Origin of the sequence: Desulfurivibrio modestus (assembly GCF_044068625.1) — a bacterium.
Classification (GTDB): domain Bacteria; phylum Desulfobacterota; class Desulfobulbia; order Desulfobulbales; family Desulfurivibrionaceae; genus Desulfurivibrio.
Window position 1 is genome coordinate 138,531 of record NZ_JBIPKH010000002.1, and the last position, 25,865, is coordinate 164,395.

Annotated in this window: 20 protein-coding genes; 12 read left to right on the forward strand and 8 right to left on the reverse strand. The window is 60.7% G+C overall.

Annotated elements, in window-relative coordinates; all coding sequences use genetic code 11:
- Positions 1–12: 12 nt before the first annotated feature.
- Entirely contained in the window at positions 13–594 is a 582-nt protein-coding gene (locus tag ACHHRT_RS02260; protein WP_395497260.1) for a peptidylprolyl isomerase, read from the reverse strand.
- Positions 595–746: 152 nt separating this feature from the next.
- Between ACHHRT_RS02260 and ACHHRT_RS02265 the strand changes: the two genes are divergently transcribed.
- From ACHHRT_RS02265 to ACHHRT_RS02295, 7 genes are all read left to right on the forward strand, one after another.
- Positions 747–1,727, forward strand: a complete 981-nt coding sequence (locus tag ACHHRT_RS02265; protein WP_395497262.1) for a glucosaminidase domain-containing protein — start codon at positions 747–749, stop codon at positions 1,725–1,727.
- Between the two features lie 88 nt (positions 1,728–1,815).
- The gene (locus ACHHRT_RS02270) at positions 1,816–2,883 is read left to right on the forward strand and encodes a polysaccharide deacetylase family protein (protein ID WP_395497264.1); all 1,068 of its coding nucleotides are present in this window, start codon (positions 1,816–1,818) and stop codon (positions 2,881–2,883) included.
- 228 nt (positions 2,884–3,111) lie between these two features.
- The gene (locus ACHHRT_RS02275) at positions 3,112–4,416 is read left to right on the forward strand and encodes a homoserine dehydrogenase (RefSeq protein WP_395497266.1); all 1,305 of its coding nucleotides are present in this window, start codon (positions 3,112–3,114) and stop codon (positions 4,414–4,416) included.
- Between the two features lie 40 nt (positions 4,417–4,456).
- Positions 4,457–4,888: a DUF2846 domain-containing protein gene (locus ACHHRT_RS02280; RefSeq protein ID WP_395497268.1), complete on the forward strand. Its 432-nt coding sequence runs from the start codon at positions 4,457–4,459 to the stop codon at positions 4,886–4,888.
- Positions 4,889–4,910: 22 nt separating this feature from the next.
- Complete coding sequence (locus ACHHRT_RS02285; protein ID WP_395497270.1) at positions 4,911–6,167, forward strand: cofactor-independent phosphoglycerate mutase; 1,257 nt, start codon at positions 4,911–4,913, stop codon at positions 6,165–6,167.
- On the forward strand, positions 6,164–6,610 hold the full coding sequence (locus tag ACHHRT_RS02290) for an acyl-CoA thioesterase (RefSeq protein WP_395497272.1): 447 nt from the start codon (positions 6,164–6,166) through the stop codon (positions 6,608–6,610). Before ACHHRT_RS02285 ends, ACHHRT_RS02290 begins: the two co-directional genes overlap by 4 nt.
- A 114-nt stretch (positions 6,611–6,724) precedes the next feature.
- A complete protein-coding gene (locus tag ACHHRT_RS02295; protein ID WP_395497274.1) occupies positions 6,725–7,894 on the forward strand; it encodes an RtcB family protein in 1,170 nt (389 codons plus the stop codon).
- Positions 7,895–7,902: 8 nt separating this feature from the next.
- Here the strand turns inward: ACHHRT_RS02295 and ACHHRT_RS02300 are convergent, their stop codons facing one another.
- Together ACHHRT_RS02300 and ACHHRT_RS02305 are read right to left on the reverse strand one after the other, a co-directional pair.
- Positions 7,903–8,373, reverse strand: coding sequence for a tRNA (cytidine(34)-2'-O)-methyltransferase (locus ACHHRT_RS02300; RefSeq protein WP_395497276.1), 471 nt, complete (start codon positions 8,371–8,373; stop codon positions 7,903–7,905).
- A 12-nt stretch (positions 8,374–8,385) separates the two neighbouring features.
- The gene (locus ACHHRT_RS02305; RefSeq protein ID WP_395497278.1) at positions 8,386–9,810 is read right to left on the reverse strand and encodes a M23 family metallopeptidase; all 1,425 of its coding nucleotides are present in this window, start codon (positions 9,808–9,810) and stop codon (positions 8,386–8,388) included.
- Between the two features lie 395 nt (positions 9,811–10,205).
- Here ACHHRT_RS02305 and ACHHRT_RS02310 point away from each other — a divergent pair, with 395 nt between their 5' ends.
- From ACHHRT_RS02310 to ACHHRT_RS02325, 4 genes are all read left to right on the forward strand, one after another.
- The gene (locus tag ACHHRT_RS02310; protein ID WP_395497280.1) at positions 10,206–11,423 is read left to right on the forward strand and encodes an aspartate kinase; all 1,218 of its coding nucleotides are present in this window, start codon (positions 10,206–10,208) and stop codon (positions 11,421–11,423) included.
- Positions 11,424–11,443: 20 nt separating this feature from the next.
- Positions 11,444–13,045 (forward strand): citramalate synthase, encoded by a 1,602-nt coding sequence (gene cimA, locus ACHHRT_RS02315; protein ID WP_395497282.1) that lies wholly within the window; start codon positions 11,444–11,446, stop codon positions 13,043–13,045.
- Entirely contained in the window at positions 13,020–13,439 is a 420-nt protein-coding gene (locus tag ACHHRT_RS02320) for a ComEA family DNA-binding protein (protein WP_395497283.1), read from the forward strand. The genes cimA and ACHHRT_RS02320 overlap by 26 nt, the downstream gene beginning before the upstream one ends.
- An 85-nt stretch (positions 13,440–13,524) precedes the next feature.
- Positions 13,525–13,926, forward strand: a complete 402-nt coding sequence (locus ACHHRT_RS02325) for a DUF2914 domain-containing protein (RefSeq protein ID WP_395497284.1) — start codon at positions 13,525–13,527, stop codon at positions 13,924–13,926.
- Here ACHHRT_RS02325 and ACHHRT_RS02330 read toward each other — a convergent pair.
- A complete protein-coding gene (locus tag ACHHRT_RS02330) occupies positions 13,919–14,431 on the reverse strand; it encodes a YecA family protein (RefSeq protein WP_395497286.1) in 513 nt (170 codons plus the stop codon). The two genes, ACHHRT_RS02325 and ACHHRT_RS02330, sit on opposite strands and share 8 nt — an antisense overlap.
- A gap of 13 nt (positions 14,432–14,444) precedes the next feature.
- Positions 14,445–17,252 (reverse strand): transglycosylase domain-containing protein, encoded by a 2,808-nt coding sequence (locus ACHHRT_RS02335; RefSeq protein WP_395497288.1) that lies wholly within the window; start codon positions 17,250–17,252, stop codon positions 14,445–14,447.
- Positions 17,253–17,524: 272 nt separating this feature from the next.
- Here ACHHRT_RS02335 and ACHHRT_RS02340 point away from each other — a divergent pair, with 272 nt between their 5' ends.
- A complete protein-coding gene (locus ACHHRT_RS02340; protein ID WP_395497290.1) occupies positions 17,525–20,044 on the forward strand; it encodes a pentapeptide repeat-containing protein in 2,520 nt (839 codons plus the stop codon).
- Positions 20,045–20,050: 6 nt separating this feature from the next.
- Here the strand turns inward: ACHHRT_RS02340 and ACHHRT_RS02345 are convergent, their stop codons facing one another.
- The 3 genes from ACHHRT_RS02345 to ACHHRT_RS02355 all read right to left on the reverse strand — a co-directional run bounded on the left by ACHHRT_RS02345 (position 20,051) and on the right by ACHHRT_RS02355 (position 25,862).
- Entirely contained in the window at positions 20,051–22,717 is a 2,667-nt protein-coding gene (locus tag ACHHRT_RS02345) for a valine--tRNA ligase (RefSeq protein ID WP_395497292.1), read from the reverse strand.
- Positions 22,718–22,719: 2 nt separating this feature from the next.
- Positions 22,720–23,760 carry a deoxyguanosinetriphosphate triphosphohydrolase gene (locus tag ACHHRT_RS02350; RefSeq protein WP_395497295.1) on the reverse strand — a complete coding sequence of 347 codons (1,041 nt, stop codon included), beginning with the start codon at positions 23,758–23,760 and terminating at the stop codon, positions 22,720–22,722.
- Positions 23,761–23,858: 98 nt separating this feature from the next.
- Positions 23,859–25,862, reverse strand: coding sequence for an ABC-F family ATP-binding cassette domain-containing protein (locus ACHHRT_RS02355; protein WP_395497297.1), 2,004 nt, complete (start codon positions 25,860–25,862; stop codon positions 23,859–23,861).
- Positions 25,863–25,865 lie beyond the last annotated feature (3 nt).

The window sequence follows — 25,865 nt, forward strand, 5'->3', positions numbered from 1 at the left end:
CGGGGAAAGGTGTTACTCCTTCTCGTAGGCCTTTTGAATCACGATATCCTTAGCCGGAACATCCTGGAAAAACCCTTTGCTGGTGGTGGGCTGGGCGGCGATGGCGTCCACCACCTCCATCCCCCTGACCACCCGGCCGAAGACCGCGTAGCCGTACATGTTGGGGCTTTTGCCCCGGTGATCCAGGGCCTTGTTGTCGGTGAGGTTGATGAAAAACTGGCTGGTGGCACTGTCCACCACGCCGGTGCGGGCCATGGAGAGGGTGCCGCGCAGATTGTCGAGGCCGTTGTCCGCCTCGTTCTTGATCGGTCCCCGGGTGGGACGTTGCTCCATCCCCGGGGCCATTCCCCCGCCCTGGATCACAAAACCGGGGATCACCCGATGGAAGATCAGGCCGTCATAGAAGCCATCCCGGACATACTGGCGGAAGTTGGCCGCCGAGAGTGGGGCCTTGTCGTCGAACAGCTCGATTTCAAGTTCGCCCAGAGTGGTTTCAAATACCACATTGGCCCGGGAATGTTCCTGGGCGGCAACACTTTTTCCGGTCATTGAGAGCGTCAGGCAGAAGAGGGCGGCGAGTAACAGCAGTTTCATTTTTTTCTCCTTTTGGGTTGGCTGAACCCTTTTGCGGGGGGTTCGATTATATGGTATGCTTAAAAGGTTTGTTTTTAGAAAATTTACCCAGATCCACAGATCCACAGATCCACAGATCCACAGATCCACAGATCCATGGGGAGTGCCTATTGATGGTGAATTTGGAAAAATTAACACAAACCAACCACGAGCGCCATTACTTCGGCTTGAGTTCCGTGGACCCGGGCATGACCCGCCTGGTGACCGGGTTGGGGCTGGCTTTGGTGCTGACCCTGATTATTAACCTGAAACCCCTGGCGGCGGATGCTCCCCTGGCGGCCATCAACGGTACCCAGGTGCGTTTGATCGAAGTGGACGATGCCGCTTCCCTGGTGAGGACCCTCCAACACTTGGGCCTCTGGGAACTGGATGGCCGGGAGCGCTTACCGGCGGTGGTTTTCAGCTCTTTCCCCAACGACATTGGCAGACTGCGGGTCGAGACCCGCAAACGGGTTTTTTTGCACTCCCTGGCCCCCATTGCCGTGGTGGCTTTGGCCGAGGTGGAACAGGAACGGGCCACGCTGCTCCAGATCATCGGCCGGATGGATCTGCGGGAGTGCTCCCTGGAACAGCTGCTTGATGGGTCGGTGGATCATCGTCAGTGTGGGATCAGCCGCGCCGAGGCGGATTTTTTGGAGGAGTTGAGTTCCAAATATCGCAGCGAGCAACTTGATGTTTTGCTCAAGCGGGTCAATCCGGTGCCCATCAGCCTGATCCTGGCCCAGGCGGCCCTGGAATCCTCCTGGGGAGCCTCTCGTTTTTCCCTTGAGGGCAACAATATTTTCGGCATCTGGACCTGGGGGGAGCATGGGATGGTTCCCGCCAACCGCCCCGCGGGCATGACCCACCGGGTGGCGGTTTATGATTCCCTGCTCGACGCGGTACGCTCCTACCTGCTGATGCTCAACCGGGTAACGGCCTATCGAACCCTGCGGGATATCCGGATGGAAAGCATGAACTCCCTGGCCTTGATCAACGGCCTGCGCTACTACTCCGAAAAACGGGACGCCTATGTTGATGATCTGCGCATCCTGATCCTGGCCAATGAGTTGCAGCGTTATGATAATTTGAAGATTTCTCCCATAGCCCGGTGATGGTCGGAACGAAATGACCGGTCATGCTGGGGTTGCCGACCACTCTGAATCCCTGAAATAACTGTCCACTCAATCCGGAGGATCAGCGATGGCTGTGCGAATCTGTTTGTCCGTTGTCTGGTTACTGTTTCTGCTCCTGCTTTCTCCTTTGCCGACCACCGCCGGCGGCGGTCGGGGTGATGCCACCATTTTCATCTATCATCACTTCGGAGATGATCGTTATCCCACCACCAATGTGGGGATGGCGGAATTCAAGGAACAGATGGCCTACCTGGCCGCCCATGACTATGCGGTAATTCCCCTCTCGGAACTGGTGGAGATGCTGGCCTCCCCCACCCCATTGCCTGCCAAAACCGTGGTGATCACCATCGATGACGGCTATCGCACCACCTACAGCGAGGCTTGGCCGGTGTTGCGGGAGTACGGTTTTCCGTTCACCGTTTTTCTTTACGTGGAGGGTCTGGAAAGGCGTTACTCCAATTACCTGACCTGGGAACAGGTGGCGGAGATGGCCGCCGCCGGGGTCGATTTTCAGGACCACAGCTACTCCCACCACCGCTTGGCCGATTGGCCCAGGGGGATGACGGAGGATCGGTACCGGGCCTGGATCCGGGATGATCTGGTCAAGGGGGCGGAGATTCTGGAGCGGCGCCTGGGGCAGCGGCCCCGCTTTTTTGCCATTCCCTATGGCGAATATAACCATATCGTGCTGGATGAGGCCCAAAAACTGGGCTATGAGGCGGTGTTTACCCAGGACGCCGGTTCGGTCAGTGACGATACCGACCTGATGATGATCTCCCGGGAGCCGATCCTGGGCACCAACTGGTCCACCCTGGAACATTTTATCCAGGTGCTGGAGCGGGTTGATCTGCCCTTTACCGAAATGACCCCGGGGTTGACCCCCCTGGGAGAAAACCCGCCGCCCCGGATCGGGGCCCGCCTGCTCTACCCGGAACGTTATCGGCCTGGGAGTTTCGGGATCTTCGTCAGTGAGCTGGGTTGGCGCCAGGCCACCCTGGAGGGTGATCTGGTCTATATCGACAATGACACCGCACTGACCCGCCGGATCAACCGGGTGATGATCAGCGCCCGGGAGCAAGGGACCGGCCGCACGGCCCTGAGATTCTGGATGCTGACCCAGCCCCCCGGGGAATAGGTTTTGACATCACTTGGTAAAGAGGGTATTTCTGGACCCGTTTGTTCAGGACTCCAGCCGATACCGGGGTCTGATGGGAGTTTTCCACACATAACATTTGTCGGCGTCGCAATAAAAGCCGCGCCGCCGCCGGGGAGCGTTTTTTAACTACTTGTTTTCGCGTTACCGACCAATGCGTTTGGCCGGTTTTCGCGAGGTCATCACATTTGCTGGTATGAGGAAAAATAGATGCGTGAAATAAGGGTGGGATTGATCGGGTTCGGCACCGTGGGCAGCGGCACCGCCGAGGTGCTGCGGGTGCAGGCCCAGCGTTTACAGCGGAAAACCGGGGCGAATATTCGCCTGGTGCGGGTGGCGGATATCGCCATCGATCGGTTGCCGCCGGAATTTGCCGGGGTGGAGCTGACCCGGGACGCGGATCAGGTGGTTACGGCCGCCGATATCGATATCGTGGTGGAGCTGATCGGCGGTATCGAACCGGCCAAAAGCTTTATCCTCAAGGCGATTGCCAGCAACAAGCATGTGGTTACCGCCAACAAGGCCTTGATCTCCCAGCATGGCCGGGAGATCTTCGCCGCCGCCGCGGCCAAGAATGTCGAGGTCGGCTTCGAGGCCAGCGTGGGGGGCGGCATCCCGGTAATCAAGGCCCTCAAGGAGGGTCTGGTGGCCAATCGGATCGAATCGATCATCGGGATCATGAACGGTACCGCCAACTATATCCTCAACCGGATGACCGACGAGGGCCTTGATTTCGCCTCGGTCCTCCAGGACGCCCAGGCCCATGGCTATGCCGAAGCCGATCCCACCTACGATATCGAGGGGATCGACACCGCCCATAAGCTGGTGATCCTGATGGGAATGGCCTATGGGGCCCATGTTCGCCTGGACCAGGTGACCACCGAGGGGATCAGCCGGATCGAGCCCATCGATATCGAGTTTGCCCGCGAGTTCGGTTACCGGATCAAGCTGCTGGCCATCAGTCGCAACCATGGCGACTCCTACGAGGCCCGGGTTCATCCCACCATGGTGCCGAGCCGGGAGCTGCTGGCCAATATCGGCGGGGCCTTCAACGCCATCCAGTTCACCGGCGACATGGTGGATGATGTCCTGCTTTACGGCCAGGGTGCCGGCAAAATGCCCACCGGCAGCGCGGTGGCGGCCGATATCGTTGATATCGCCCGCAATATTCTCAATGGGGCGATCAATCGGGTGCCCAGCCTGGGCTTCTTGCCCGATACCTTCAAGGAGATCGAAATAACCCCCCTGGAGCGGCTGCGTTGTCCTTACTACTTCCGGGTCACGGTTCAGGACCGGCCCGGGGTTCTCTCGGCCATCACCGGGATTTTGGGTAAACATGGCATCAGTATTCGCTCCATGCTGCAGCAGGGGCGGGAAGAGGGAGGGGTGGTGCCGGTCATGATGCGGGCCTACGAAGCGGAAGAGTCGGCAGTCCGGGCGGCTTTGGCCGAGATCGACGCCCTGGAGATCTGCACGGCGCCCACGGTCAAGATCCGCATCATGGACGAGGATTAAACTTTTTTATTTTCAACATGTTAACTTTGGGAGGAGTTTGATGAAAACCACGAACTGGCTGTTGATTGGTTGTCTGCTGCTGGTAATTGTCGGCTGTGTTTCCGTTTCCAGCACCCCGTTTCAGCGACTGGAGCCCCAGGAGAGCAAGGCGTTGGTTTATGTTTTCCGGCCGGAAAGCCCCATTGCCCGCGATGGGATTCTGGGGGTCTGGGTCAACGAGGTCAAGGAAGGAAAACTGATCAACAGCTCCTATCTGCCGCTGGCGGTGGAACCGGGGAAAGTTGAAATCACCATTAAAAAGGATTCCTGGCCCCATAATCACCACGACACCCTGGTGCTGGAAAATGTCGCGGCCGGGCGGGTGCTTTATGTGAAAGCTACTCCCAAGTTACTGGGCGCCTTCAGTCTGGAGGAGCTTGACGAAGCGACGGGGGCGGCCGAGATCAGCAAGACCAAATTGTACAGCTATTAAACTCAGGCAGGGTGTGGGAGGCATGAAATACGTTATTTTGGTGGGCGACGGGATGGGCGATCTGCCCATGACCGAGCTGGGCGGCAAAACTCCCTTGGAGGCGGCCGAGACCCCGGTGATGGATTACCTGGCCGGGCGGGGTGTCCTGCGGCGTTTGCGCACCGTGCCGGAGGGGTTCGCCCCGGGCAGTGACGTGGCCAATCTCTCTCTGCTTGGTTACCGCCCGGCGGAGTGTTACAGCGGCCGGGCCCCCCTGGAGGCGGCCAGCATGGGGGTGGAGTTGCCCGATGACGCCATCGCCTTTCGCTGTAATCTGGTCACCCTGGAACAGAGTGACCAGGGGCGGGTCAAAATGGTGGATTACAGCGCCGGCCATATCGACACCGCTTCCGCTGCCGGCCTGATCAGGATGCTCGATGCCGAGCTGGGTAATGAATTCTGCCGTTTTTATCCGGGGGTGAGCTATCGCCATCTCCTGGTCTGGCGGCGGGCTTGCGCCGGACTGGTCACCGCCCCTCCCCACGACCACAGCGGCCAGGATGTGGCGGAACTCTGGCGGCGCTATCAGGCAGTGCCTGGTTTGGGTGAAGTGGTGCAGAGGGCGGCCCAACTGCTGGCGGCGGCTCCGGAGAACGAGCGACGGCGACGGGAAGGGATCAACCCGGCCAATGCCATCTGGCTCTGGGGCGAGGGCAAGCCGCCGGCCATGGAGACCCTGCGGCAACAGTTCGGGGTAAGCGGAGCCCTGATCTCGGCGGTGGATCTCCTCAAGGGGATCGGGGTTTACGCCGGGATGGAGATCATCAATGTCGCCGGGGCCACCGGCTATCTGGACACCAACTACCAGGGCAAGGTGGCGGCGGCTCTGGCGGCCCTGGATCGCCATGATCTGGCCTTCGTCCATATCGAGGCCCCCGATGAGGTCTCCCACCAGGGGGATCTTGGCAAAAAGCTCCAGGCGATCGCTGATTTCGATCAACAGGTGGTGGGGCCGGTTCTGGAGGGCTTGCAGCGACGGGGTGAGGATTTTCGCCTGGTGGTCACCATGGACCATTTCACCCCCATCAGTATTCGCACCCATACCGATCTGCCGGTGCCTTTCCTGCTTTATGATTCCCGCCACCATTGCCGTAACCCTGCGGATTGCCAGGGTTCCTGCTGGCAAGATCCGCCGGCCGGGGCTTACAGTGAACGGCGGGCTGAAAACAGCCCCCTGTTGCCCGATGGTCGGGCCTTTTTGCGTTTTGTCCTGGATCGGGAGGGGGGGGAGGCGGAATGAACGGCGGCGAGTTCGAGCTTACCCCCCCGATCAACCGCCACTTCTGCCGGGTGCTGTATGGTGATACCGATGCCGGCGGCGTGGTTTATTATGCCAACTATCTGCGCTTTTGCGAGGCCGGGCGCTCCGAGTACATGCGCGATCAGGTCCGGCACTCCTATCGTAGCCTGGAGGAGATGGGCCTGATCCTGCCGGTGGTGGATTGCCGGGTGCGCTACAAGGCCTCGGCCCGTTACGACGACCTCCTCACCGTGGAAACCTCCCTGGCGGCCCTAAAATCGGTTTCCTGCCGTTTCAACTATCGGATCAGCAATCAGGAGGGGAAGTTGCTGGCCCTGGCTTACACGGTTCATGCCGTGGTTAATCGTCAGGGTAAACTGACCCGCCTGCCCGCTGAGGTTCTTGCCCGCCTGGGCCAAACCGCCGGCATCCCCGAACGATAGATCTGGGCCGCCTCTCCCCCCCGCCATCACAATCACTCCTGGCAATCGGCACTTCTCCCGTGCTAATCTCTAGTTGCAGCCGGCTGGCAAGGACAAAGGGATTGGGACGGGGCCATGAAGCAGGTAATCACCAGCGAAAAAAAACCGATCAAACTGTGGCTTGATGATATCGAGGCCGGGGCCTTCGAGCAGGTTCGGAATCTGGCCAATCTACCCTTTATCTTCAGCCATGTGGCGGTGATGCCCGATGCCCATCTCGGCTACGGCATGCCCATCGGTGGGGTGATGGCCTCGGAAGAGGTGGTGATCCCCAACGCGGTGGGGGTGGATATCGGCTGCGGCATGTGCGCGGTCCAGACCTCCCTCACCTCCCTGTCCAGTGAGCAGTTGAAGGGGGCGCTCAGCGAGATCCGAAAAACCATCCCCCTGGGTTTCAAGCACCACCAAAGGGCCCAGGACCCCGCCCTGATGCCCAAGAGCGAGGTGCCCCTGGCCGAGTTGCCCATCGTGGCCGGTCAGTATCAAAGTGCCCTTACCCAGCTGGGGACCCTGGGCGGGGGGAACCATTTTATTGAAATCCAGCAGGGCAATGACGGCCATATTTGGCTGATGGTGCATTCCGGCAGCCGCAACCTGGGTTTTCAGGTGGCCAACTACTACAATCGACTGGCGGCCAAGCTGAATCGTCAGTGGGGATCGAAAATTCCCGCCAGCTGGCAACTCGCCTTCCTGCCCCTCTCCACCCCGGCCGGCCGGATCTATCTCCAGGAGATGCAATATTGCGTCGAGTTTGCCTATGCCAACCGGCAGCTGATGATGGCCCGAATCAAGGAGGCGATCCGCAAGGTTGCCGGACCGGTAACCTTTGGGCCGTTGATCAATATCGCCCATAACTACGCGGCTCTGGAAGAGCATTATGGCAAAAGGGTGATGGTTCACCGCAAGGGAGCAACCCGGGCCCAAGCCGGCGAGATCGGCATTATCCCCGGCTCCCAGGGAACGCCCAGTTATATCGTCAAGGGAAAGGGTAATCGAGAAAGTTTTGCCTCCTGCGCCCACGGCGCCGGCAGGAAAATGGGCCGCAAGCAGGCCCAGCGGCAGCTTGATCTGCAAGCGGAAAAGAGAAGGCTGGATGAACAGGGCATTATCCATGCCGTTCGTTCCGTCGGCGACCTGGATGAAGCGGCCGGGGCCTATAAAAATATCGATCAGGTTATCGACAGCCAACTGGATCTGGTGGAGGTGCTGGTGGAACTGCGCCCCCTGGCGGTGATCAAAGGTTGATATGGAATTCAGCGGGCGGGAGGGTTCTGGCGCAGGGCCTCGTAGAGAACGATGGCCGCCGCCTGGGCCAGATTAAGGCTGCGAATATGGGGGTTGCTCATGGGAATGGCGAGGCAGCGATCGGTGTAAAGCTCGATGATTTCAGCCGGCAACCCTTTGGTCTCCCGGCCGAAGATCAGGAAATCACCGGGACTAAAGGCGGCCTCAGTGTAAGGGCGACTGGCCTTCTTGCTGAAAAAATGGAGGCTGGTTTCCTCCTGGGCGGCGAGAAACTGCTCGAAATTCGGCCAGTTGACGATTCGCACGTGCTGCCAGTAGTCCAGCCCGGCCCTTTTCAGATGTTTGTCGTCAATGCTGAAGCCCAGGGGGTGGACCAGATGAAGGATGGTGTCGGTGGCCCCGCAGAGCCGGGCGATACTGCCGGTGTTGGGCGGAATCTCCGGCTCCACCAGAACGATGTTGAAGGGCTGGCCAGTCAAGATGCCCGGGGCCTAAAGTAAGGTGAGCCGCTCTTCCGGCTCCAGGGTGATCTCCTTTACCTTGAGGAGGGCCCTGGACTCCCCGCCTTTCTTTGCCAGCCTGGTGAGCTCCTTGACCTGGGTTTGGAAGGCGGCCAGTTCCGCACCCTCCAGAACCGAGCGGGGCTTGAACTTCAGGGCCAGGGGATTCACATACTCGCCGTTATGCTGGATTCGATAACAGACATGGGGGCCGGTGGCCAGGCCGGTGGAACCGACATAACCGATGATATCCTTCTGGCGCACCCGGTCACCCACTTTCAGCCCCCGGCGAAAACCGGAGAGATGGGCATAGGATGAGCGGTAGCCGTTGCCATGGTCGATGGTGACCATGTTGCCGTTGCCCCCGTTCATGGCCCGAAAGACCACCCGACCGTCGGCGGTGGCCATTACCGGCGTCCCTTCAGGGGCGGCCAGATCGACGGCCAGATGGGGGCGCACCACGTTGAGGATGGGGTGCAGGCGCCGGTGGGTGAAGCCCGAGCTGATTCGGGCCATGGGAACCGGCGAACGGAGGAAAGAAGCCCCCAGCTCATTGCCGTCGCGGTCAAAGTAGGAGGAGGGGGTGGCGGCCGATTCATAGCGGAAGGCTTCCAGAATCTCGCCGCCGGCCAGCTGGTAGCTGGCGCTGAGCAGACGGCCGTAGCCGACGAACTCCCCGTTTTTATAATACTTTTCAAAAACCAGGCTGTAGCGGTCCCCCGCCCGGGTTTCCACATTGAAGTCGATGTGGGAAGCGAAGATATCGGCGAAGGTGTAAACCAGCCGGGGATTTTCGCCGTGGGGCTGGAAGGCGGCGAAAAGGGAGGAGGTCACCTCGCCACTGATCTTCTTGGTTCGCATCTCCAGGCTGACATTCACCTTCTCGGCCTGCAGACTGTTGTCGGCGGCGCGTTTGACCTGGTAAATATCCAGTGGTCCGGTCTCGTAACGATATTCCACCAGTTCCCCGTTCCCGTCAAGAACCACCGTGAAGCGGTCGTTGGGGCGCAGGGTTCGGAAATCCAGCAGACCGGTCAGGGCCCTGATGATCTCGGTGCGAACCCCCTCCTCGATTCCTCCCCGCCGCAAGGAGATGCTCAAAGTGTCTCCCGCTTGCAGTACCCCCTCGACAATCTGGTAATCCTCCGGCCAGGAACTGATTGAGCGCTGCTCCAGGTCGGCTGCTGCCAGCTCCTGGCTGGTTGGGCCAAGGCGCTCCAGATAACGATCGGTTGCCTGTTCCAGGGTGGAGAGAGTCATGGGTTCGGGCAGGGAGGCCGGGGTAATGTTGGCAAAGAAGAGGGCGGCGCCAGCCACCGCCACGGTAACAAAGAGGGTGGGGAAGTGGTTGGAGTTGGCAAAAAAATTCCACGTTCTTTTAAAGTGTTGGATTGCATTTTTAATGTGGGTTGACATCCTGTTTTCTTCCTCCAACGCTATCTGAAGCCGCCCGGTCGACCCAATGGGGCAAAACGGGGAGTATCTTAGAATATTCTTTAATTTGCTTACCGTTACAGCTTGAATTAAGGTGGTTTTATTAGTGTCCTTTACTGATGCGGCTTTGCGAACAGTCAGGTTGCAATTTTCTAACAAAATTCGCAAGTTAACACAAGGCAAAAAAGAGCTGCCCGGCAAAATAAATATTGTCGCGACCCACTATCTTAATTTATCGGTTGCCAGCCGCACCCACTTGATTTTTCCGGACTAAAGGGTATGATGCTAAACTTTTGTGTGACCACCCTTAAACCCAGACGGCCTGCGGATCGTGAAGGGCAAGCCGGCGCAGCTCCCCAGAAAGGCGATTGACGACCATGGCATTAATAGTTCAGAAATTCGGGGGCACTTCGGTGGCCAACCCCGACAAGATCAGGGCGGTGGCCCAGCGGGTGTTCAAACTGCACCAGACAGGCCATCGGATGGTGGTGGTGTTGTCGGCCATGGCCGGTGAAACCAACCGTTTTGTGGATCTGGCCCAGCAGATGCAGAACCTGCCCGATCGCCGGGAGATGGACATGCTCCTGGCCACCGGCGAACAGGTAACCATCTCCCTGCTGGCCATGGCGATCAAGGACCTGGGTGGAGATGCCGTATCCCTGCTGGGGGGTCAGGTTAAGATTCACACCGATGGGATGCATACCCGGGCCCGGATTCTCGCCATCGACGACGGCTTGATCAACTCCCAGCTCGACCAGGGCAAGGTGGTGGTGGTGGCCGGTTTCCAGGGGATAACCGAGCAGGGTGATATCACCACCCTGGGCCGGGGCGGCTCCGACACCACGGCGGTGGCCCTGGCGGCGGCGCTCAAGGCCGATAAGTGTGAAATTTTTACTGACGTTGAAGGGGTTTATACCACCGACCCCAATATCTGCACCACCGCCCGCAAGATCGACCGCATCTCCTACGACGAGATGCTGGAGCTGGCCAGCCTGGGGGCCAAGGTGCTGGATATCAGGTCGGTTAGCATTGCCAAGGGGCACAAGGTGCCGGTTCACGTTCGTTCCACATTCACCGATACAGAAGGTACATGGGTTGTCGAGGAGGAAGAAGCCATGGAATCCAATCCGGTCTCCGGGGTCACTTATAACCGTAACGAAGCGCGTATCACCATGAGCAAGGTGCCGGACACCCCCGGCACCGCCTCCCGGATCTTCACCCCCATCGCCAAGGAGGGGATCGTGGTGGATATGATCATCCAGAACACCCGCGACGGCAACCTCACCGACCTGACCTTCACGGTGCCCAAGCCCGACTACAAGAAGGCGATGGGGATCATCGAAAAGGTGGCGGCCGAGATCGGCGCCGAGGGGGTCAGCGGATCGGAAAATATCTGCAAGGTCTCCATCGTCGGCATGGGGATGCGCAACCATCCCGGGATCGCCACCACCATGTTTGACGTACTCTCCCGGGAGGGGATCAATATTCAGATGATCAGCACCTCCGAGATCAAGATCTCCTGCGTGATCGACGAGAAATACACCGAACTGGCGGTGCGTTCCCTGCACGACGCCTTCAACCTGCAACAACAGTGAGCGATGCTCAGGCGGTGGCCATGACTTCCAGACTTGTCATCTACGATACCACCCTCCGGGATGGAACCCAGGCCGAGAATTTCAACCTTTCGGTGGAGGACAAGCTGCGGATCACCCTCAAGCTTGATGAGCTGGGGATCGATTTCGTCGAAGGCGGCTGGCCCGGGGCCAATCCGGCTTCCACCCGCTACTTTGAAGAGATTCGCAACTATGAGCTGAAACACACCGTGGTCGCTGCCTTTGGCAGTACCCGTAATTTCAACAACCCGCCCGAGCAGGACCCCAATCTGGCGGCCCTGCTGGCCGCCGGCACCAGGGCGATCACCATCTTCGGGAAAAGCTGGGATATCCATGTTCGGGACGCCCTGCGGATCGAACTGGCCGATAACCTGCAGATCATCGAGGACTCCCTGGCCCACCTTCGGCCCCACGTCGAGTTTCTTTTCTACGATGCCGAGCATTTCTTCGATGGCTACAAGGCCAACCCCGAGTACGCCCTGACCACTTTGGAGAAGGCGGTGGCCGGGGGGGCTCAGTGCCTGGTTCTCTGTGACACCAACGGCGGGACCCTGCCCAACGAGATCGCCGCCATTGTCAGCGAGGTTCGCAAACATCTGCCCTCGGCCGAGCTGGGGATCCACGCCCATAACGATGCCGAGTGCGCGGTGGCCAATTCCCTGGTGGCCGTCTCCCTGGGGGCGACCCAGGTCCAGGGCACCATCAACGGCATCGGCGAGAGGTGCGGCAACGCCAACCTGACTTCGATCATGCCCGGTCTGGCCCTCAAAATGAAGGGCTACTTCACCGCCGCCGAGAACCTGGCCAAGCTCACGGAAACTTCAAGGTTTGTCTCCGAACTGGGTAATTTGACGCCCAATAAGTATCAGCCTTATGTCGGGCAGGCGGCCTTTGCCCATAAGGGGGGGATCCATGTCAGCGCCGTTAAACGCAACCCCCTGACCTACGAACATATCGCCCCGGAGCGGGTGGGTAATATCCGCCGGATTCTGATCTCCGACCAGGCCGGTCGCAGCAATATCCTCCACAAGGCGAAAAAGTTCGGGATCGATCTGGACAGCAAGGATCCCCTGGTCAGCTCCATCCTCAAAAAACTCAAGGAGCTGGAGACCCAGGGCTATCAGTATGAAGGGGCCGATGCCTCCTTTGAACTCCTGATGCGCCAGGCCCTGGGCACCCGCAAGGAGTATTTTCAACTGAAAGGTTTCCGGGTTTTGAGTCAAAAGGTGCCCGGTGGTGCCGAGAAGAGCGAAATCCAAATGGAAGAGGCCACCATTCTGCTGGAGGTGGGGGGGGAGACCGTACATGCCGCCGCCCTGGGCAACGGCCCGGTCAACGCCCTGGATAACGCCCTGCGCAAGGCCTTAAACGATTTTTATCCCCGGTTGCGGGCCGTGGAGCTGCAGGACTACAAGGTGCGGGTGCTGGCCAGTGAACACGGCACCGGCGCCCGGGTACGGGTGCTGATCGAATCCCGGGATGATTCCTCCACCTGGGGCACGGTGGGGGTTTCCCACGACATCATCGAGGCCAGCTGGCAGGCCTTGGTGGACAGCATCACCTACAAACTGATGAAGGATGAACAAAACCGGGAAACAGCCTGAACCCTGGCCGTTAAGTCACCGGCTGCCGCTGGTTCTGCTCCTTTGTCTGGGGCTGCTCCTCTGGCTGACCGCCCTTCCCTGGGGCAATCCGCGCCCCGGATTGGCTTCCGGTTTCACCAGTAACCCCTCCGGTTACTCCCCCCTCGATTTTCAAAGCTTGACCGGCCAGGTGGAGCCATCCCGCCTGGCCATCTTTACCTTTGCCCCCATCTCCCTCAATCAGGCCGATCTGCAAACCCTGACTTTTCTGCCCGGCATCGGGCCCACCCTGGCTGGGCGGATTATTGAACACCGCCAACTCCACGGCCCTTTCCTGAACAGCGAGCAACTGTTGGCTGTTCCCGGGATCGGCCCTAAAACCCTGGCTCGCCTCCGCCCCCTGGTTTCCCCGTAAAAGCACCTTGACATCCCGCCGCCGGTGGGGGCACAATGTCATTGTTGTTCAAACGGGGAGAAGACATACCTGACGGGAGGATTCTATGACGCGTAAGTTATTGCCGTACGTGGTGCTGGCCTTGGTTGCCACCTGGCCCGGCCTGGTCCAGGCGGCCGAGGGCCAGCTTTTCAGACTGGAAAGGATGGTGGTGGCCGCCGCGGTGGAGGAGCGGGAGCCGGTGGGGGTTGCCGATCTTTTTGCCGGCGAACTGGAAAAGGTCTATGCCTTTATCGAGGCCCGCCAGATCAGCCGGGACACCCAGGTCACCTTCGTCTGGTCCCGTAACGGCCAGGAGGTTGCCCGGGTAATTTTGGGGCTGCGCCAGGGGCCCCGCTGGCGCACCTTTTCCTCGATACTCCTGGATCACCGTACCGGCGACTGGCGGGTGGAACTACTGGACGAGGCGGGCCAACCCTTGCAGGCCCTCGACTTCCAGGTCAGGTAGCCGCTTCTTCCTGCAGATGGATCGACTTCAGCAGTTCCGGTGAGATCTTCTGGCGAATCTCGCTGATTGCCGCCTGGATTTTCCGGACCGGGCAGGCGGAGGGGTAGCTTTCCGCCTGCTCGGCGTAACTGGTCATGAGCAGCTTTTTATTTTTGACCTGGAACCGATGGGACCAGTTGATCTCCAGGGTCTCAGGATCCTCGACGATCTCCACCTCCATGGCCTTCCCGGCCGCCGCCACCTGCAGGGCGTCCATCTCGCCTACCTCCAGCACCCAGGCATCACCCTCCTCGGTGGCAAACAGGATAAAAACTCCCATCACCTTGAAGAGGGGCTGACCCTGGGCGGCCATCTCCTGGAGTGCCTGGATCTCCCGGGTCAGGGAGGGGGGAACGGCGGGCGGGTTGGCAACCCGCCCGGTTTCCCGCTGGAGATTGAGGCAACATTTTTTGAATTTGCGGCCACTGCCGCAAGGGCAGAGGGCATTGCGTCCTATTTTGCTCATCTTAAATTCTCCTTTATTCCATACGGATTACTTTTTCCTGATCGCAATAGTAGCGGACCAGTTCGTTGAAGATGTTATCACGGCCGGTATAGATCTGATTGTTACTGCTTAGTATCTGGGCCAAGGCCTCGGCCAGGCCGTCCACCCCGAGCACATGCTCATGGATGGGCTGGCCGCCGGGGCAGTTCCCCTTGAGCAGGGTGTCCATATAGCGGTTGACGTTGGACCAGTAGACGTGGTTGTTGCGGAACCGGGTGTTCTCCTGTTTGGTTGCTTCGATCCGGCTGTCCATCATCTCCTGCAGGCTTTGCTGGAAGATGTGGTTGTAAATCTCGCCGGCGACCTTGACCGGCCCTTCACTGGCCAGACCCACGCTTTTAAACCCCCCGGTGTTGGTGGTGAACAGTACCAGCATGGTGATGGTCTCCTCGGCATGGCGCTGTCGATCCCGGTGGGGATTGAAATGGCTGACAAAAACCGCCGAGCGCGCTTGGGGGGCGGTTCCGGTTTTACCGGAAACCAGGTTGTAATGGTAGGGGAAATTGGGCCTCATCGCCGCCCCCGTGCCCCGGTTGCTCACCTCATAGAGAATTTTCATGGTCGCTTCCCGTTCCCGGCGGGCGTCGAAAAGGGGCAGGGGGCGATGGGCGGGGTCCTGGTCGCGCTGATAGATCACCCGATCATTGACCGTAATTCTGCGGACAAAGGAGGGTTCGCGATATTGACCGTCCAGAAAGGCATTATAGACCGCCAGCCACTGCTGGACCTGGAGATTGGAGGCCCCGATCCCGAAGGGCCAGTAACGGGCATCCTCCCGGTTATATTCCAGGCCGATCCGGTCGAAGGCGTTGAGCATCGCGTTCTGGACCAGGCGGTTGGTGTAAAGGCGGGCAAAGATGGTATTCACCGACAGGACCTGGGCCTCGGTCAGACTGTAGTGGCGGCCCAGATGGCGGTTGCGCCCCCGCCCCGGCTCATCGTAGCTGTACCAGTTGCGGGGTAACCAGACCTGACGCCCCTCCTCTTCCAGGTATTTGAACTCCACCGGCTGATCGGCGAAGGTGTGTTCCGGGCGAACATCCGCCGCCACCATGGCGTAATATCCCACCACCGGCTTGATGGTGGAAGAGGGCACCAGTTGGGCCTGGCGGTTCATCAGGTCGATAACCACCGGCCTGCTTCCGTTTTCCGCTTCCCCCCTTTGGGTCTCGATAAGGTTTAACGCCCCGTTGTTGCTTAAAAACTCCTTTCCGCCCACGTAGGCGACGATCTCTCCCCGCTGATTGACCGCGATCACCCCCGCGTTGATGTGTTGTTCCAGCAGGCGCATGAATCCCTCAAAGTCACGGAAGGGCGGCTCTCGGGGCAGCTCCTGGTAACGGGCCAGCTCCCGCTGCCAGAGATTGCGGTTGCTGCGGCGCAACACCTCCCGGTAGGAGGGGGAGGCCAGGAAATCGGTGATGATCTTCTTGCTGATTTCAGTCAGGCTCAGGTCAATGGCGGTTTCGATCACCACATCACCGGGCTCATCCAACAGCAGTTGGCTGCCGCTGACCTCCCGGCCGTTGATCAGGTAATTTCGGGAAGTAACCTCGCGGATAACGTTCCAGGAGGTCCACTCCTCCTCCCCGTACAGGGGAGAGCGAAAATCGCGGAAGCCGATCCGGCGGATCGACTCCTCGTCGTGGAGCAACCACTCCCGGTATTGATCCTCGCTGATCTCGCCCAGCCGGTGAAGATGGCCGAGGGCCGAGTTGACCTTGTTGATCGCGGCCCGGGCATGGGCGGCCAGGGATTGATCCAGCTCCGCCAGGCTGCGGCCCTGAACGATACGATAGATGGCGATCTGGCGGAAATGGTTGGGGATAAAAGCACCGATGGCCGCCAGCTGCTGATAGTTGAGTTCGGCCAGATCCTTGCGGAAATAACTCTCCGCCGCCGCCGGAAAACCGTAGATGTTGGCCCCCACCGGCACGGTATTGAGGTAGAAGTCGAGGTTTTTATCCTTGCCGAAGCGGGAGACCATCATGTAGGCCAGGACGATCTCCTCCAGTTTATTGGTGATGGTCCGCTCGCTGTTGCCGATGATTTTTTTGGCGTTCTGCATCACCACGGTGCTGGCCCCCCGGGGACGGCCGGCCAGAATATCGCGCACCGCCCCGGCCAGGTTGAACCAGCTCACCCCGGGATGGACCATGAAGGTATTGACATACCAGGGGTGATTGGGGTGGGGGAGAAAGTAGCGGTCCTCACAGGCCAGCACCGCCTTCTTGGCCGCCTCCGGCATCTCCAGGGTTACCTGACGGCGGCCGTAAGATTTGATGACGCTGCCCCCGCGATCGACGATTCTGGCCGAGTGGGCATAACTCTCCAGCGTGCCGGGCAGGCGGGCGATGGGGGCGGTGTCGTAAACGGTTCTGGCCACCACGATCTCGACGATGTGTTGGGTGGGGCCGGGGATATAGTTGAGAACCAGTAACAGCCCGGCTGCCAGCAATCCCCAGCGGACCACCTTGGGCAGCCAGAAAAAGAGCCCGAAGAGAAAGCGGTTGAAGGGGTTGCGCCAGGGGAAGGCCGCCGCCAGGCCGCCGCTGGTTTCCCGCAGGGCCAGGTACTGGCGATAGCGCTCCACCATGCTGTTGCTGCGCCGCAGCTTCTTCTCCACCGTCTTTTCGTTGAGGCCCCGCCTAATTTCTCGCTCGGAGAAGGTGTGGCGAAAGGCTTTGTAACGGATCGCCTTCTCCCGCAGGTCTTCCTGACGGGGCTGGTAATCGCCGGGGGGCCGGGGAGGAGCGGTTTTATGTTTGGTGGAATCGGACATCACCAACCCTTATAACCGACCGTCAAGCGGCATGACAAGAGAAACAAGGGGGAGAAGAGGGTGGTAAATCATCGGGGTCAGGAGCGAAAAAAAGCTCAGGTGTGCGGCCGGTCTGCCGATATGTTACAATGTTGAGTCTCGATGGTTGGCCGGGGGTCTCTGCTCCCCATGGCGGCTGGATCGGATAACCAGGTTAATGGGGTACGACTTTGTCTGCTGAAGAGAAACCGTCAACCGTTTATCATTGTCAAAATTGCGGATTAACCACCACGGTGGCGGCCAAGTATCAAGGTAAAGCCGCCCCGTGTCCCAAGTGCAAGAAAATGGTGGTGGCGGGAGCGGTCGCTGCCGGCTCACCTCCGCCCGCGCCGGCTTTTTTCCATTGCCCAGGCTGCGGTTTTGAGAAGGAACTGGCCGGCCGCCATGCCGGCAAGCTGGTGCCCTGCCCCAAATGTGGGGTCAAGGCCACCATTGACCTCCGCCAGGCCGTCCCCCCCCAACGGGGGTGGCTGCAGACCCGCTCCGGCAAAGCCCTGATGGTGGCGGCCGTGGTGCTGTTGGCCGGCGGTGCCACCCTGGCCGGATACCTGCTGGGGGAGGGGCGCCAACAGCCATTGGCTTCCCGGCTCCCCTTCACTGCCATGACCATTCCCGCCCCGCCTCCCGCCCCCAAGGCCCTGGCCGACCTGGAGGCCCGGGAGATGACCGCCCTGGCCAGACTGCATCAGGCCCTGGCCGGTGATCGTAAATTGCATGGCCAGGATCTCAGCACCCTGAACCTGGCGGAGATGGACCTGCAAAAGGTCGATTTCAGCGGCAGCAGGATGCACGGGGTCAGTCTGCAGAACGCCAACCTGCGGGGGGCCAACTTCAGCGGCGCCGACCTGATGCGGGCCGATCTGGCCGGGGCCGACCTGCGGGGGGCCAAGCTGATCGGTGCCAATCTGGCTCGGGTCAATCTGGCCGGGGCCGATCTTACCGAGGCCGATCTCGCCGAGGCCGATCTCACCCGAGCCAATCTAGGGGGAGCCCGGTTGCGCAAGGCGGTGATGCAGCGGGTGCTGTTCAATGAAACCGACTGCCGTCAGGTTGATGCCCAACAGGCCGATTTTAGGGGGGCCACCTTCCAGCGGGGCAACTTCACCGGGGCCGATCTCTCCCGGGTCAAGCTGGCCGCCACCGATCTCACCGGAGCGATTCTGCAGGAGGCCAATTTGGCCGGGGCCGACCTCCAGGGTAGCGATTTAAGCCGGGTGGTCCTGCCGGGGGCCCGGTTGCTGAAGGCCAACCTGGGCAAGGCCAACCTCTACGGGGCCGACCTGCGGGGAGCGGACCTCAACGAAGCCAGCCTGGTTGAGGCCGATCTTTCCGGGGCCGACCTGGCGGGGGCCAAACTGCACAAAACCATCATGGCCGGCAGCACCATGCACGGAACCCGTTTGATCTCCGTTTCCGCCCGCCAGGTTGACTTGCGGGCCGCGACCCTGACCCGGGCCGAGGCGCGGGGAGGAGATTTCAGCCGGGGGGATTTCAGCGGCGCCAACCTCACCGGCACCATTCTCACCGGGGCCAATCTCACCGGCGCTTTGATGGCCGAGGCCAATCTCACCGGGGCCAACCTGGATCAGGCCGATTTGAGTTCCAGCGCCTCCCTGATTCGGGCCAATCTGACCAATGCCTCCCTGCGCCAGGCCGATCTCACCGGGGCCGACCTCAGCAACGCCATCCTCACCGGGGCCGATCTGCGGGAGGCCACCCTGGCCCGCAGCCGTTTAAGCCACGCCTACCTCAACCGGGCCGATCTCTCCTGGGCCAACATCAGCGATGCCGATCTGAGCAACACCGACCTCAAGGAGGCCAACTTAAGCGGAATCAATCTCGGGGTGGGGGCCTCGGTGCTCAAAAGTCTGCGCTCGGCGGTTTCCTGGGAGAGCCGCCTGGTGCGCTACGATCTGCGTAACGCCAACCTGGGCAACGCCAACCTGCAGGATGCCGATCTGGCCGATGCCGATCTCAGCAACGCCGATCTGAACAATGCCAACCTCCAGCGGGCCAACCTGAGCCGTTCCGATCTGCGTTGGGCCAATCTCACCGATGCCGATCTGACCGGGGCAATTCTAAGCGGGGCCAGCCTCAATGATGCCGACTTTAATCGGGCCAACTTTGATGGAACCAATTTGACCCGGGCCAGCCTGTTTAATATCAAGAACCTGGGCAAGGCCAGGATGCTGGATCGGGCCACCGGTTATGCCGCCGCCGGAGATGATCCCGATGGCGGGGCAGGGGCTCTGGTTGCCGGAGAGGGGGGGGAAGCCACCGTGGCCGGCACCGTGGCCGGTCAGGAGGATCAGCGGCCGGTGAAGATTTGGGGGGTGGATCTGGAGGGGGGCGGTCTGATCGCCGAACAGTATCTGGGGATGAGCGATCTTGATCGGGTTCTGCAGGAATCGACCAATATCGAGGCGGCCCTTTTGCGGCGCCAACTTTTTGAAACTTCGCTGGAGAATATCCCCGGCCGGCCCGGGGCCACCTTCGGCGTACTTTACAGTGTCAATTTTATCCCGGCGGACCGGCCGCTGGCCTTGGAGATCAGGTGGTTCGGCCCCAACGGCCGGCAATTGGCCACGGCCCAGCAGACCGCCCATAACGCCCGCCGCCGGTTGGCCACCTTCACCATCCCTCCCGAAGCCACCAGCCTCAACGGCATCTGGACCATCCGCTTCTACCATGAAGAGCGGTTGATCGGCGAGCAGCAGCTCACCGTCATCCCCGGCCGCAGCCGCGAGGCTTAGGACGAATCAAGCCCGGAGTTCGGCCAGCTTCTCCAGATTTTCCTCGATGGCGCGCAGGGTGGCGTTGAGCTCCGCCTCCTTGCCCTGCTCCTTGGCCACCACCTCGGGCGGGGCCTTGGCCAGAAATTTTTCGTTGCCGAGCTTGCCTTGGATTCTGGCCAGCTCCTTGCCCAGCTTTTCCCGCTCCTTTTCCAGCTTGGCGCTCTCCCCCTCCACGTCCACCAGCCCGGCCAGGGGGACGAAGATCTCCAGCTCCTGGATAATCTGGGAGGCGGCTCCCTTGGGGCGTTCGCCGCTGGCCAGGATGGTCAACTCATCGGCCCTGGTCAGACCCCGGATCGCCTCGCTCAACCGTTTAAGACCGGCCCCTTTGGCCGGGTCGGGGCAGATGATGCTGACCTTGATGGTGGCTGAGGGGTGGAGCATGTTTTCACTGCGGATATTGCGGATGCCCCCCACCACCTCCATCAGCAGTTCGGCGGCCTCCTCCGCGGCCGGATTTTCCCGGGCCGGATCGGCGGTGGGAAAAGGCTCCACCATGATCGAGCCGCGCTCGCCCGGCAGGGCGTGCCAGATCTCCTCGGTGACAAAGGGGATAATGGGGTGGAGGATCTTGAGGATCTCCTCAAGCACCGTGAGCAAAACCTGCCGGCCCTGCTCCTTGGCCGCCTGGTCCTCGCCGTAGAGTTCCGGTTTGATCCACTCCAGGTACCAATCGCAAAACTCCTTCCAGACAAACTGATAGGCCACCGAGGCGGCATCGTTGAAACGATAGTCGTCGAGAGCCCGGCTAACTTCGGCGGCCACCCGGTTGGACCGGCTCAGGATCCACTGGTGGGGCAAAGGCAGCCCGGCGGGATCGAGCCGTAGCTCTTTTTCCCGGCCTTGCTCTTCCCCCACGTGCATCAGGGTGAAACGGGCGGCGTTCCAGAGCTTGTTGATAAAGTGGCGATAGCCCTCGATCCGCTCTTCGGCCAGCTTGATGTCGCGACCCTGGGCGGCAAAGGCGGCCAGGGTAAAGCGGAGGGCGTCGGTGCCGTACTGGTCCATCAACTGGAGGGGATCCAGGACGTTGCCGGTGGATTTGCTCATCTTCTTGCCGAACTTGTCCCGGATCAGGGCGTGGAGGTAGACATCCTTGAAGGGGACCTCCTTCATGAAGTGAAGCCCCATCATCATCATCCGGGCCACCCAGAAGAAGAGAATGTCGAAACTGGTGATCAGCACACTTGTGGGGTAAAACATTTGCAGTTCTCTGGTCTTTTCGGGCCAGCCCAGGGTGGAGAAGGGCCAGAGGGCCGACGAGAACCAGGTGTCCAGGACGTCGCTTTCCCGCCGCAGACCGGTGGAACCGCATTTGGGGCAGAGATCAGGCTCCTCCTCGCTGACGATCAGTTCGCCGCAGGCCTCGCAGGTCCAGGCCGGGATCTGGTGGCCCCACCAGATCTGACGGGAGATGCACCAGTCACGGATATTGTCCATCCAGTCGTAGAAGGTGTTGTGCCACATCTTGGGGAGCAGGCGGATCTCCTCGTTGCGCACCGCCGCCGCCGCCCGCTGGGCCAGGGGCTTGACCGCCACGAACCACTGGGGCGAGAGGGCCGGCTCCACCACGGTCTGGCAGCGGTAGCAGTGGCCCACGCCATGCTGGTGTTCGGCGATCTTCTCCAGCAGCCCCGCCGCCTCCAGATCGGCGACAACCCTTTTCCGGCACTCGAAACGATCAAGGCCGGCGTAGGGTCCGGCATCGGCATTCATGATGCCGTGCTCGTCCATCACCTTGAGGCTGGGCAAATCGTGGCGGCGGGCGATTTCAAAATCATTGAGATCGTGGGCCGGGGTCACCTTCAAGGCCCCGGAGCCGAAATCTTTCTCCACGTGGGTATCGAAAACCAAAGGGATCCGGCGGCCGATGAGGGGGAGGATCACTGCCGCCTTCCCCAGACCCTGGTAGCGTTCATCGGCGGGATGAACCGCCACCGCCGTATCCCCGAGCATGGTCTCCGGCCTGGTGGTGGCCACCACCAGGTGACCGCTGCCGTCGGCCAGGGGGTAGCGGATATGGTAAAGCTTGCCCGCGGTCTCCTCGTGCTCCACTTCGATGTCGGCCAGGGCGGTGAGACAGCGGGGGCACCAGTTAATGATGTAGTTGCCCTTGTAGATCAAACCTTCCTGGTAAAGCTGGACGAAAACCTTGCGCACCGCCGCCGACAGCCCCTGATCCATGGTGAACCGTTCCCGGTCCCAGTCGCAGGAGCAGCCCAGCCGCTTGAGCTGGTTGATAATCTGCCCCCCCGATTCCTCCTTCCACTGCCAGACCCGTTCGATGAACTTTTCCCGGCCCAGATCATGGCGGCTGATCCCGTCGGCGGCCAGTTTGCGCTCCACCACGTTCTGGGTGGCGATCCCGGCGTGATCGGTGCCCGGCAGCCAGAGCACGTTGTAACCCTGCATCCGCCGGTAGCGGACCATGATATCCTGCATGGTGTTGTTGAGGGCGTGCCCCACATGGAGAACCCCGGTGACGTTGGGCGGGGGAATGACGATGGAAAAATTGGGGCGGGATTGGTCCAGGGTGGCCCGGAAATTTTTGTGAGCCAGCCAGTTCCGGTACCAGCGCTCTTCAACCTCTCGGAACTCATAGGCTTTGGGCAGGGCTTTGTTATCACTCATCTTCAGAAAACACTCCAGGGTTTGGGCAGAAAGATATTGGCATAAAGAGAGAGGGCGTAGCGGTCGGTCATTCCGGCGATATAGTCACAGACCATCCGGGCCCGGCTGGTGCCCTCGGGGTAAGCGAACGGTTTTTCCCAATGGCGGTCGTTGGCCATGAAGTACTCATACAGTTCACGGACCACCTTCATCGCCTTGCTGAAATCGGCGTGCACCTTGTAGTTCTCGTAAACGTTGTCAAAGAGAAAGGCGCGTAAATCCTCGATCCCGGCGATGATTTCCGGTCGCATGGCCAGCTGTTCACCACCCCCGGCCAGGGTCTGTTCCACCAGGTCGCGGACCATGGTGTCGATCCGCTTGGAAGAGGTGGCCCCCAGCAGGGCGATCAACCGGGGAGGGATCTGCCCCTCCTGCAGCACCCCGGCCCGGACCGCGTCATCCAGGTCGTGGTTGACGTAGGCGATGATATCGGCCAGCCGAACCACCTGCCCCTCCATGGTGGCGGGCAGCCCTTGGGAACTGGCCGGCAGAATCTGGCCACGGCCCTTGGAGTGGCGGGCGATGCCGTCGCGGACCTCCCAACTCAGATTAAGCCCCTGGCCTTTGTTCTCCAGTAGGTCAACCACCCGCAGACTCTGTTGGTAGTGATGGAAGCCCTCGGGATAAAGCTCGTTGAGAACCGCCTCCCCGGCATGGCCAAACGGGGTGTGGCCCAGATCATGACCCAGGGAGATCGCCTCGGTGAGGTGGCCGTTCAGACGTAGGGCCACCGAGATGGTTCGGGCAATCTGGGAAACCTCCAGGACATGGGTCAGCCGGGTGCGATAGTGGTCGCCGGCCGGGGCCAGGAAGACCTGGGTTTTGTGTTTGAGGCGGCGGAAGGCTTTGCAGTGGATGATCCGGTCCCGATCGCGCTGAAAGGCCACCCGGATGGAGCATTCCTCTTCGGGGCGTAAGCGCCCCCGGCTGTCCCGGCTGCGGGCCGCCACCGGGGCCAGGTTGAGGGCCTCACGCTCTTCGATCTGTTGACGTATCAGGGTCATGGGGCGGGAAGATACTGATAAAATGGCGCTTGGTCAAGAATAAGGTGCGCTCTCCGCTGGGCAACGGCTGGCCCCGGTGAGGACCGCCGGCCGGGCTTTCAGTTGTCGGCGGCGGCCTGCTCGATTTCGGCCTGCAGTTTGTCCCACTGTTCGTAAAGGCGTTCCAGGCGGCGCTCAAGATCGGCGTACTCCTTGCTCAATTCGGTGAACTCCTCCTGCCGGTTATAGGTTTCCGGGTCGGCCAGCAGCCTTTCCAGCTCTCCCTTGCGCCGCTCCAGCTTTTCCGCCTCGGCTTCCGCTTGGGCCGCCTTCTTGCGCAGCGGTCCCAGGGCCTGATTGAGGCGCTGACGTTGCTGGGCCTGTTCGCGCCGGACCTCCTTGTCCTTGCCCCGGTTCTTCTCCTGTCCCGCCTTTTCGGAGGAGGACGGGGAGGGATCCTTGCCGACCCTGGCGGGCTGCTCAGCCGCCGCCGAGGCCGCCACCGCCGTTTCCCGGTCACGGCGCAACTTATCCAGATAGTCGTCGATATTCCCTTGGTAGGCCGTGCCCCGGCCATCGCGAATCTCCAGCACCCTGTCGGCAAAGGTGTTGACGAAGTGGCGATTGTGGGAAACCACGATGATTGAACCGTCGTAGCGACGCATCGCCTCCTGGAGCACCTCCTGGGAGGTCATGTCGAGATGGTTGGTGGGCTCGTCCAGGATCAGCAGGTTGGAGGGGACGGCGATCATTTTGGCCAGGGCCAGCCGGCTTTTTTCCCCCCCCGAGAGCACCGCCACCTTTTTGTCCACCTCATCACCGCGAAAGAGGAAGGCCCCCAGCAGGGAACGGACCTGGGTAACGGTCATTTCGCCCGCGGCCTGGAAGACGGTATCGAAAACCGTCAGTTGCTGGTCCAGTTCCTGGGCCTGATGCTGGCCGAAATAGGAGGCCCGGACATTATGGCCGAAGCGGATTTTGCCGCCGTCGGCCTTGATCAGCCCGGCGAGAATTTTCACCAGGGTTGATTTGCCGGCGCCATTGACCCCCACCACCGCCATCTTCTCGCCCCGTTGCAGGAGGAAGCTCAGGCCGTTGAAAACCTGGAGTTTGCCGTAACTTTTGGCCAGGCCCTCCACCTCCACGGCCAGGCGGCCACCGGGCGGGGCGGGAGGGAAACGGAAATCCACCCTGGCCTCGCTCTCCTCCAGCTCGATCCGATCGATCTTCTCCAGTTGCTTGAGTCGGCTCTGGACCTGGCTGGCCTTGGTGGATTTGGCCCGGAAGCGCTCCACGAAACGCATGGTCTGCTGGATATTGGCCTGCTGGTTCTCGTAGGCGGCCCGCTGGATCTCCATCCGCTCCTCCTTCTGGAGCAGGTAGCGGCTGTAGTTGCCCTTGTACACCGTGAGGTTGCCCAGGCTCAATTCCCAGATCGAACTGCAGATATTGTCGAGGAAGACCCGGTCATGGGAGATCATCACCAGGGCGCCGGCGTAGGATTTGAGGAAATCCTCCAGCCAGGTCAGTGATTCCAGATCGAGATGGTTGGTGGGCTCATCGAGGAGCAACAGGGCCGGCCGGGCCAGCAGCAGTTTGGCCAGCAGCAAGCGCATTCGCCAGCCCCCGGAGAAGGCGTGGCAATCCTTGCCGAACTCGCCCTCCTTGAAACCCAGGCCGGTCAGTACCTTCTCCACCTCCGAGCGGATTCGGAAAATATCGTGGCTCTCCAGGGCGTTTTGCAGTTCACCCTGGCGGGCCAGGAGGGCGCGGCACTCCTCGTTGTCTTCGGTAACCGCCGCCAGTTGCCGGTTAACACCTTCCAGTTCCTTCTGCAGGGCCAGGGCCTCGGCAAAGGCGCTCTCCGCCTCCTCGTACAGGGAGCGACCGGGGGGAAAGGCCTCGATCTCCTGGGGCAGATAGCCCACGGTGGCCTTTTTGGCCCGGACCACCACCTTTTCGTCCATGGCCCTTACGCCGGCCATGATTTTGATCAGGGTGCTTTTCCCGGCTCCGTTCACCCCCACCAGGCCGATGCGGTCGTGGGGATGTACCCTGGCTGAAAGATCTTTAAAGAGGTGTTTTTCGCCGAACTGGATGGAAAGATTCTGAATGGTGAGCATAGT

Excerpts from the sequence above, each read along its gene's own strand:
- ACHHRT_RS02345 (WP_395497292.1), bottom strand. The coding sequence starts at position 22,717 with ATGAGTGATAACAAAGCCCTGCCCAAAGCCTATGAGTTCCGAGAGGTT.
- ACHHRT_RS02355 (WP_395497297.1), bottom strand. The coding sequence starts at position 25,862 with ATGCTCACCATTCAGAATCTTTCCATCCAGTTCGGCGAAAAACACCTC.
- ACHHRT_RS02335 (WP_395497288.1), bottom strand. The coding sequence starts at position 17,252 with ATGTCCGATTCCACCAAACATAAAACCGCTCCTCCCCGGCCCCCCGGC.
- ACHHRT_RS02350 (WP_395497295.1), bottom strand. The coding sequence starts at position 23,760 with ATGACCCTGATACGTCAACAGATCGAAGAGCGTGAGGCCCTCAACCTG.
- ACHHRT_RS02305 (WP_395497278.1), bottom strand. The coding sequence starts at position 9,810 with ATGTCAACCCACATTAAAAATGCAATCCAACACTTTAAAAGAACGTGG.
- ACHHRT_RS02265 (WP_395497262.1), top strand. The coding sequence starts at position 747 with ATGGTGAATTTGGAAAAATTAACACAAACCAACCACGAGCGCCATTAC.
- ACHHRT_RS02325 (WP_395497284.1), top strand. The coding sequence starts at position 13,525 with ATGACGCGTAAGTTATTGCCGTACGTGGTGCTGGCCTTGGTTGCCACC.
- ACHHRT_RS02295 (WP_395497274.1), top strand. The coding sequence starts at position 6,725 with ATGAAGCAGGTAATCACCAGCGAAAAAAAACCGATCAAACTGTGGCTT.
- ACHHRT_RS02330 (WP_395497286.1), bottom strand. The coding sequence starts at position 14,431 with ATGAGCAAAATAGGACGCAATGCCCTCTGCCCTTGCGGCAGTGGCCGC.
- ACHHRT_RS02285 (WP_395497270.1), top strand. The coding sequence starts at position 4,911 with ATGAAATACGTTATTTTGGTGGGCGACGGGATGGGCGATCTGCCCATG.
- ACHHRT_RS02290 (WP_395497272.1), top strand. The coding sequence starts at position 6,164 with ATGAACGGCGGCGAGTTCGAGCTTACCCCCCCGATCAACCGCCACTTC.
- ACHHRT_RS02320 (WP_395497283.1), top strand. The coding sequence starts at position 13,020 with ATGAACAAAACCGGGAAACAGCCTGAACCCTGGCCGTTAAGTCACCGG.
- cimA (WP_395497282.1), top strand. The coding sequence starts at position 11,444 with ATGACTTCCAGACTTGTCATCTACGATACCACCCTCCGGGATGGAACC.
- ACHHRT_RS02280 (WP_395497268.1), top strand. The coding sequence starts at position 4,457 with ATGAAAACCACGAACTGGCTGTTGATTGGTTGTCTGCTGCTGGTAATT.
- ACHHRT_RS02260 (WP_395497260.1), bottom strand. The coding sequence starts at position 594 with ATGAAACTGCTGTTACTCGCCGCCCTCTTCTGCCTGACGCTCTCAATG.
- ACHHRT_RS02270 (WP_395497264.1), top strand. The coding sequence starts at position 1,816 with ATGGCTGTGCGAATCTGTTTGTCCGTTGTCTGGTTACTGTTTCTGCTC.
- ACHHRT_RS02275 (WP_395497266.1), top strand. The coding sequence starts at position 3,112 with ATGCGTGAAATAAGGGTGGGATTGATCGGGTTCGGCACCGTGGGCAGC.
- ACHHRT_RS02310 (WP_395497280.1), top strand. The coding sequence starts at position 10,206 with ATGGCATTAATAGTTCAGAAATTCGGGGGCACTTCGGTGGCCAACCCC.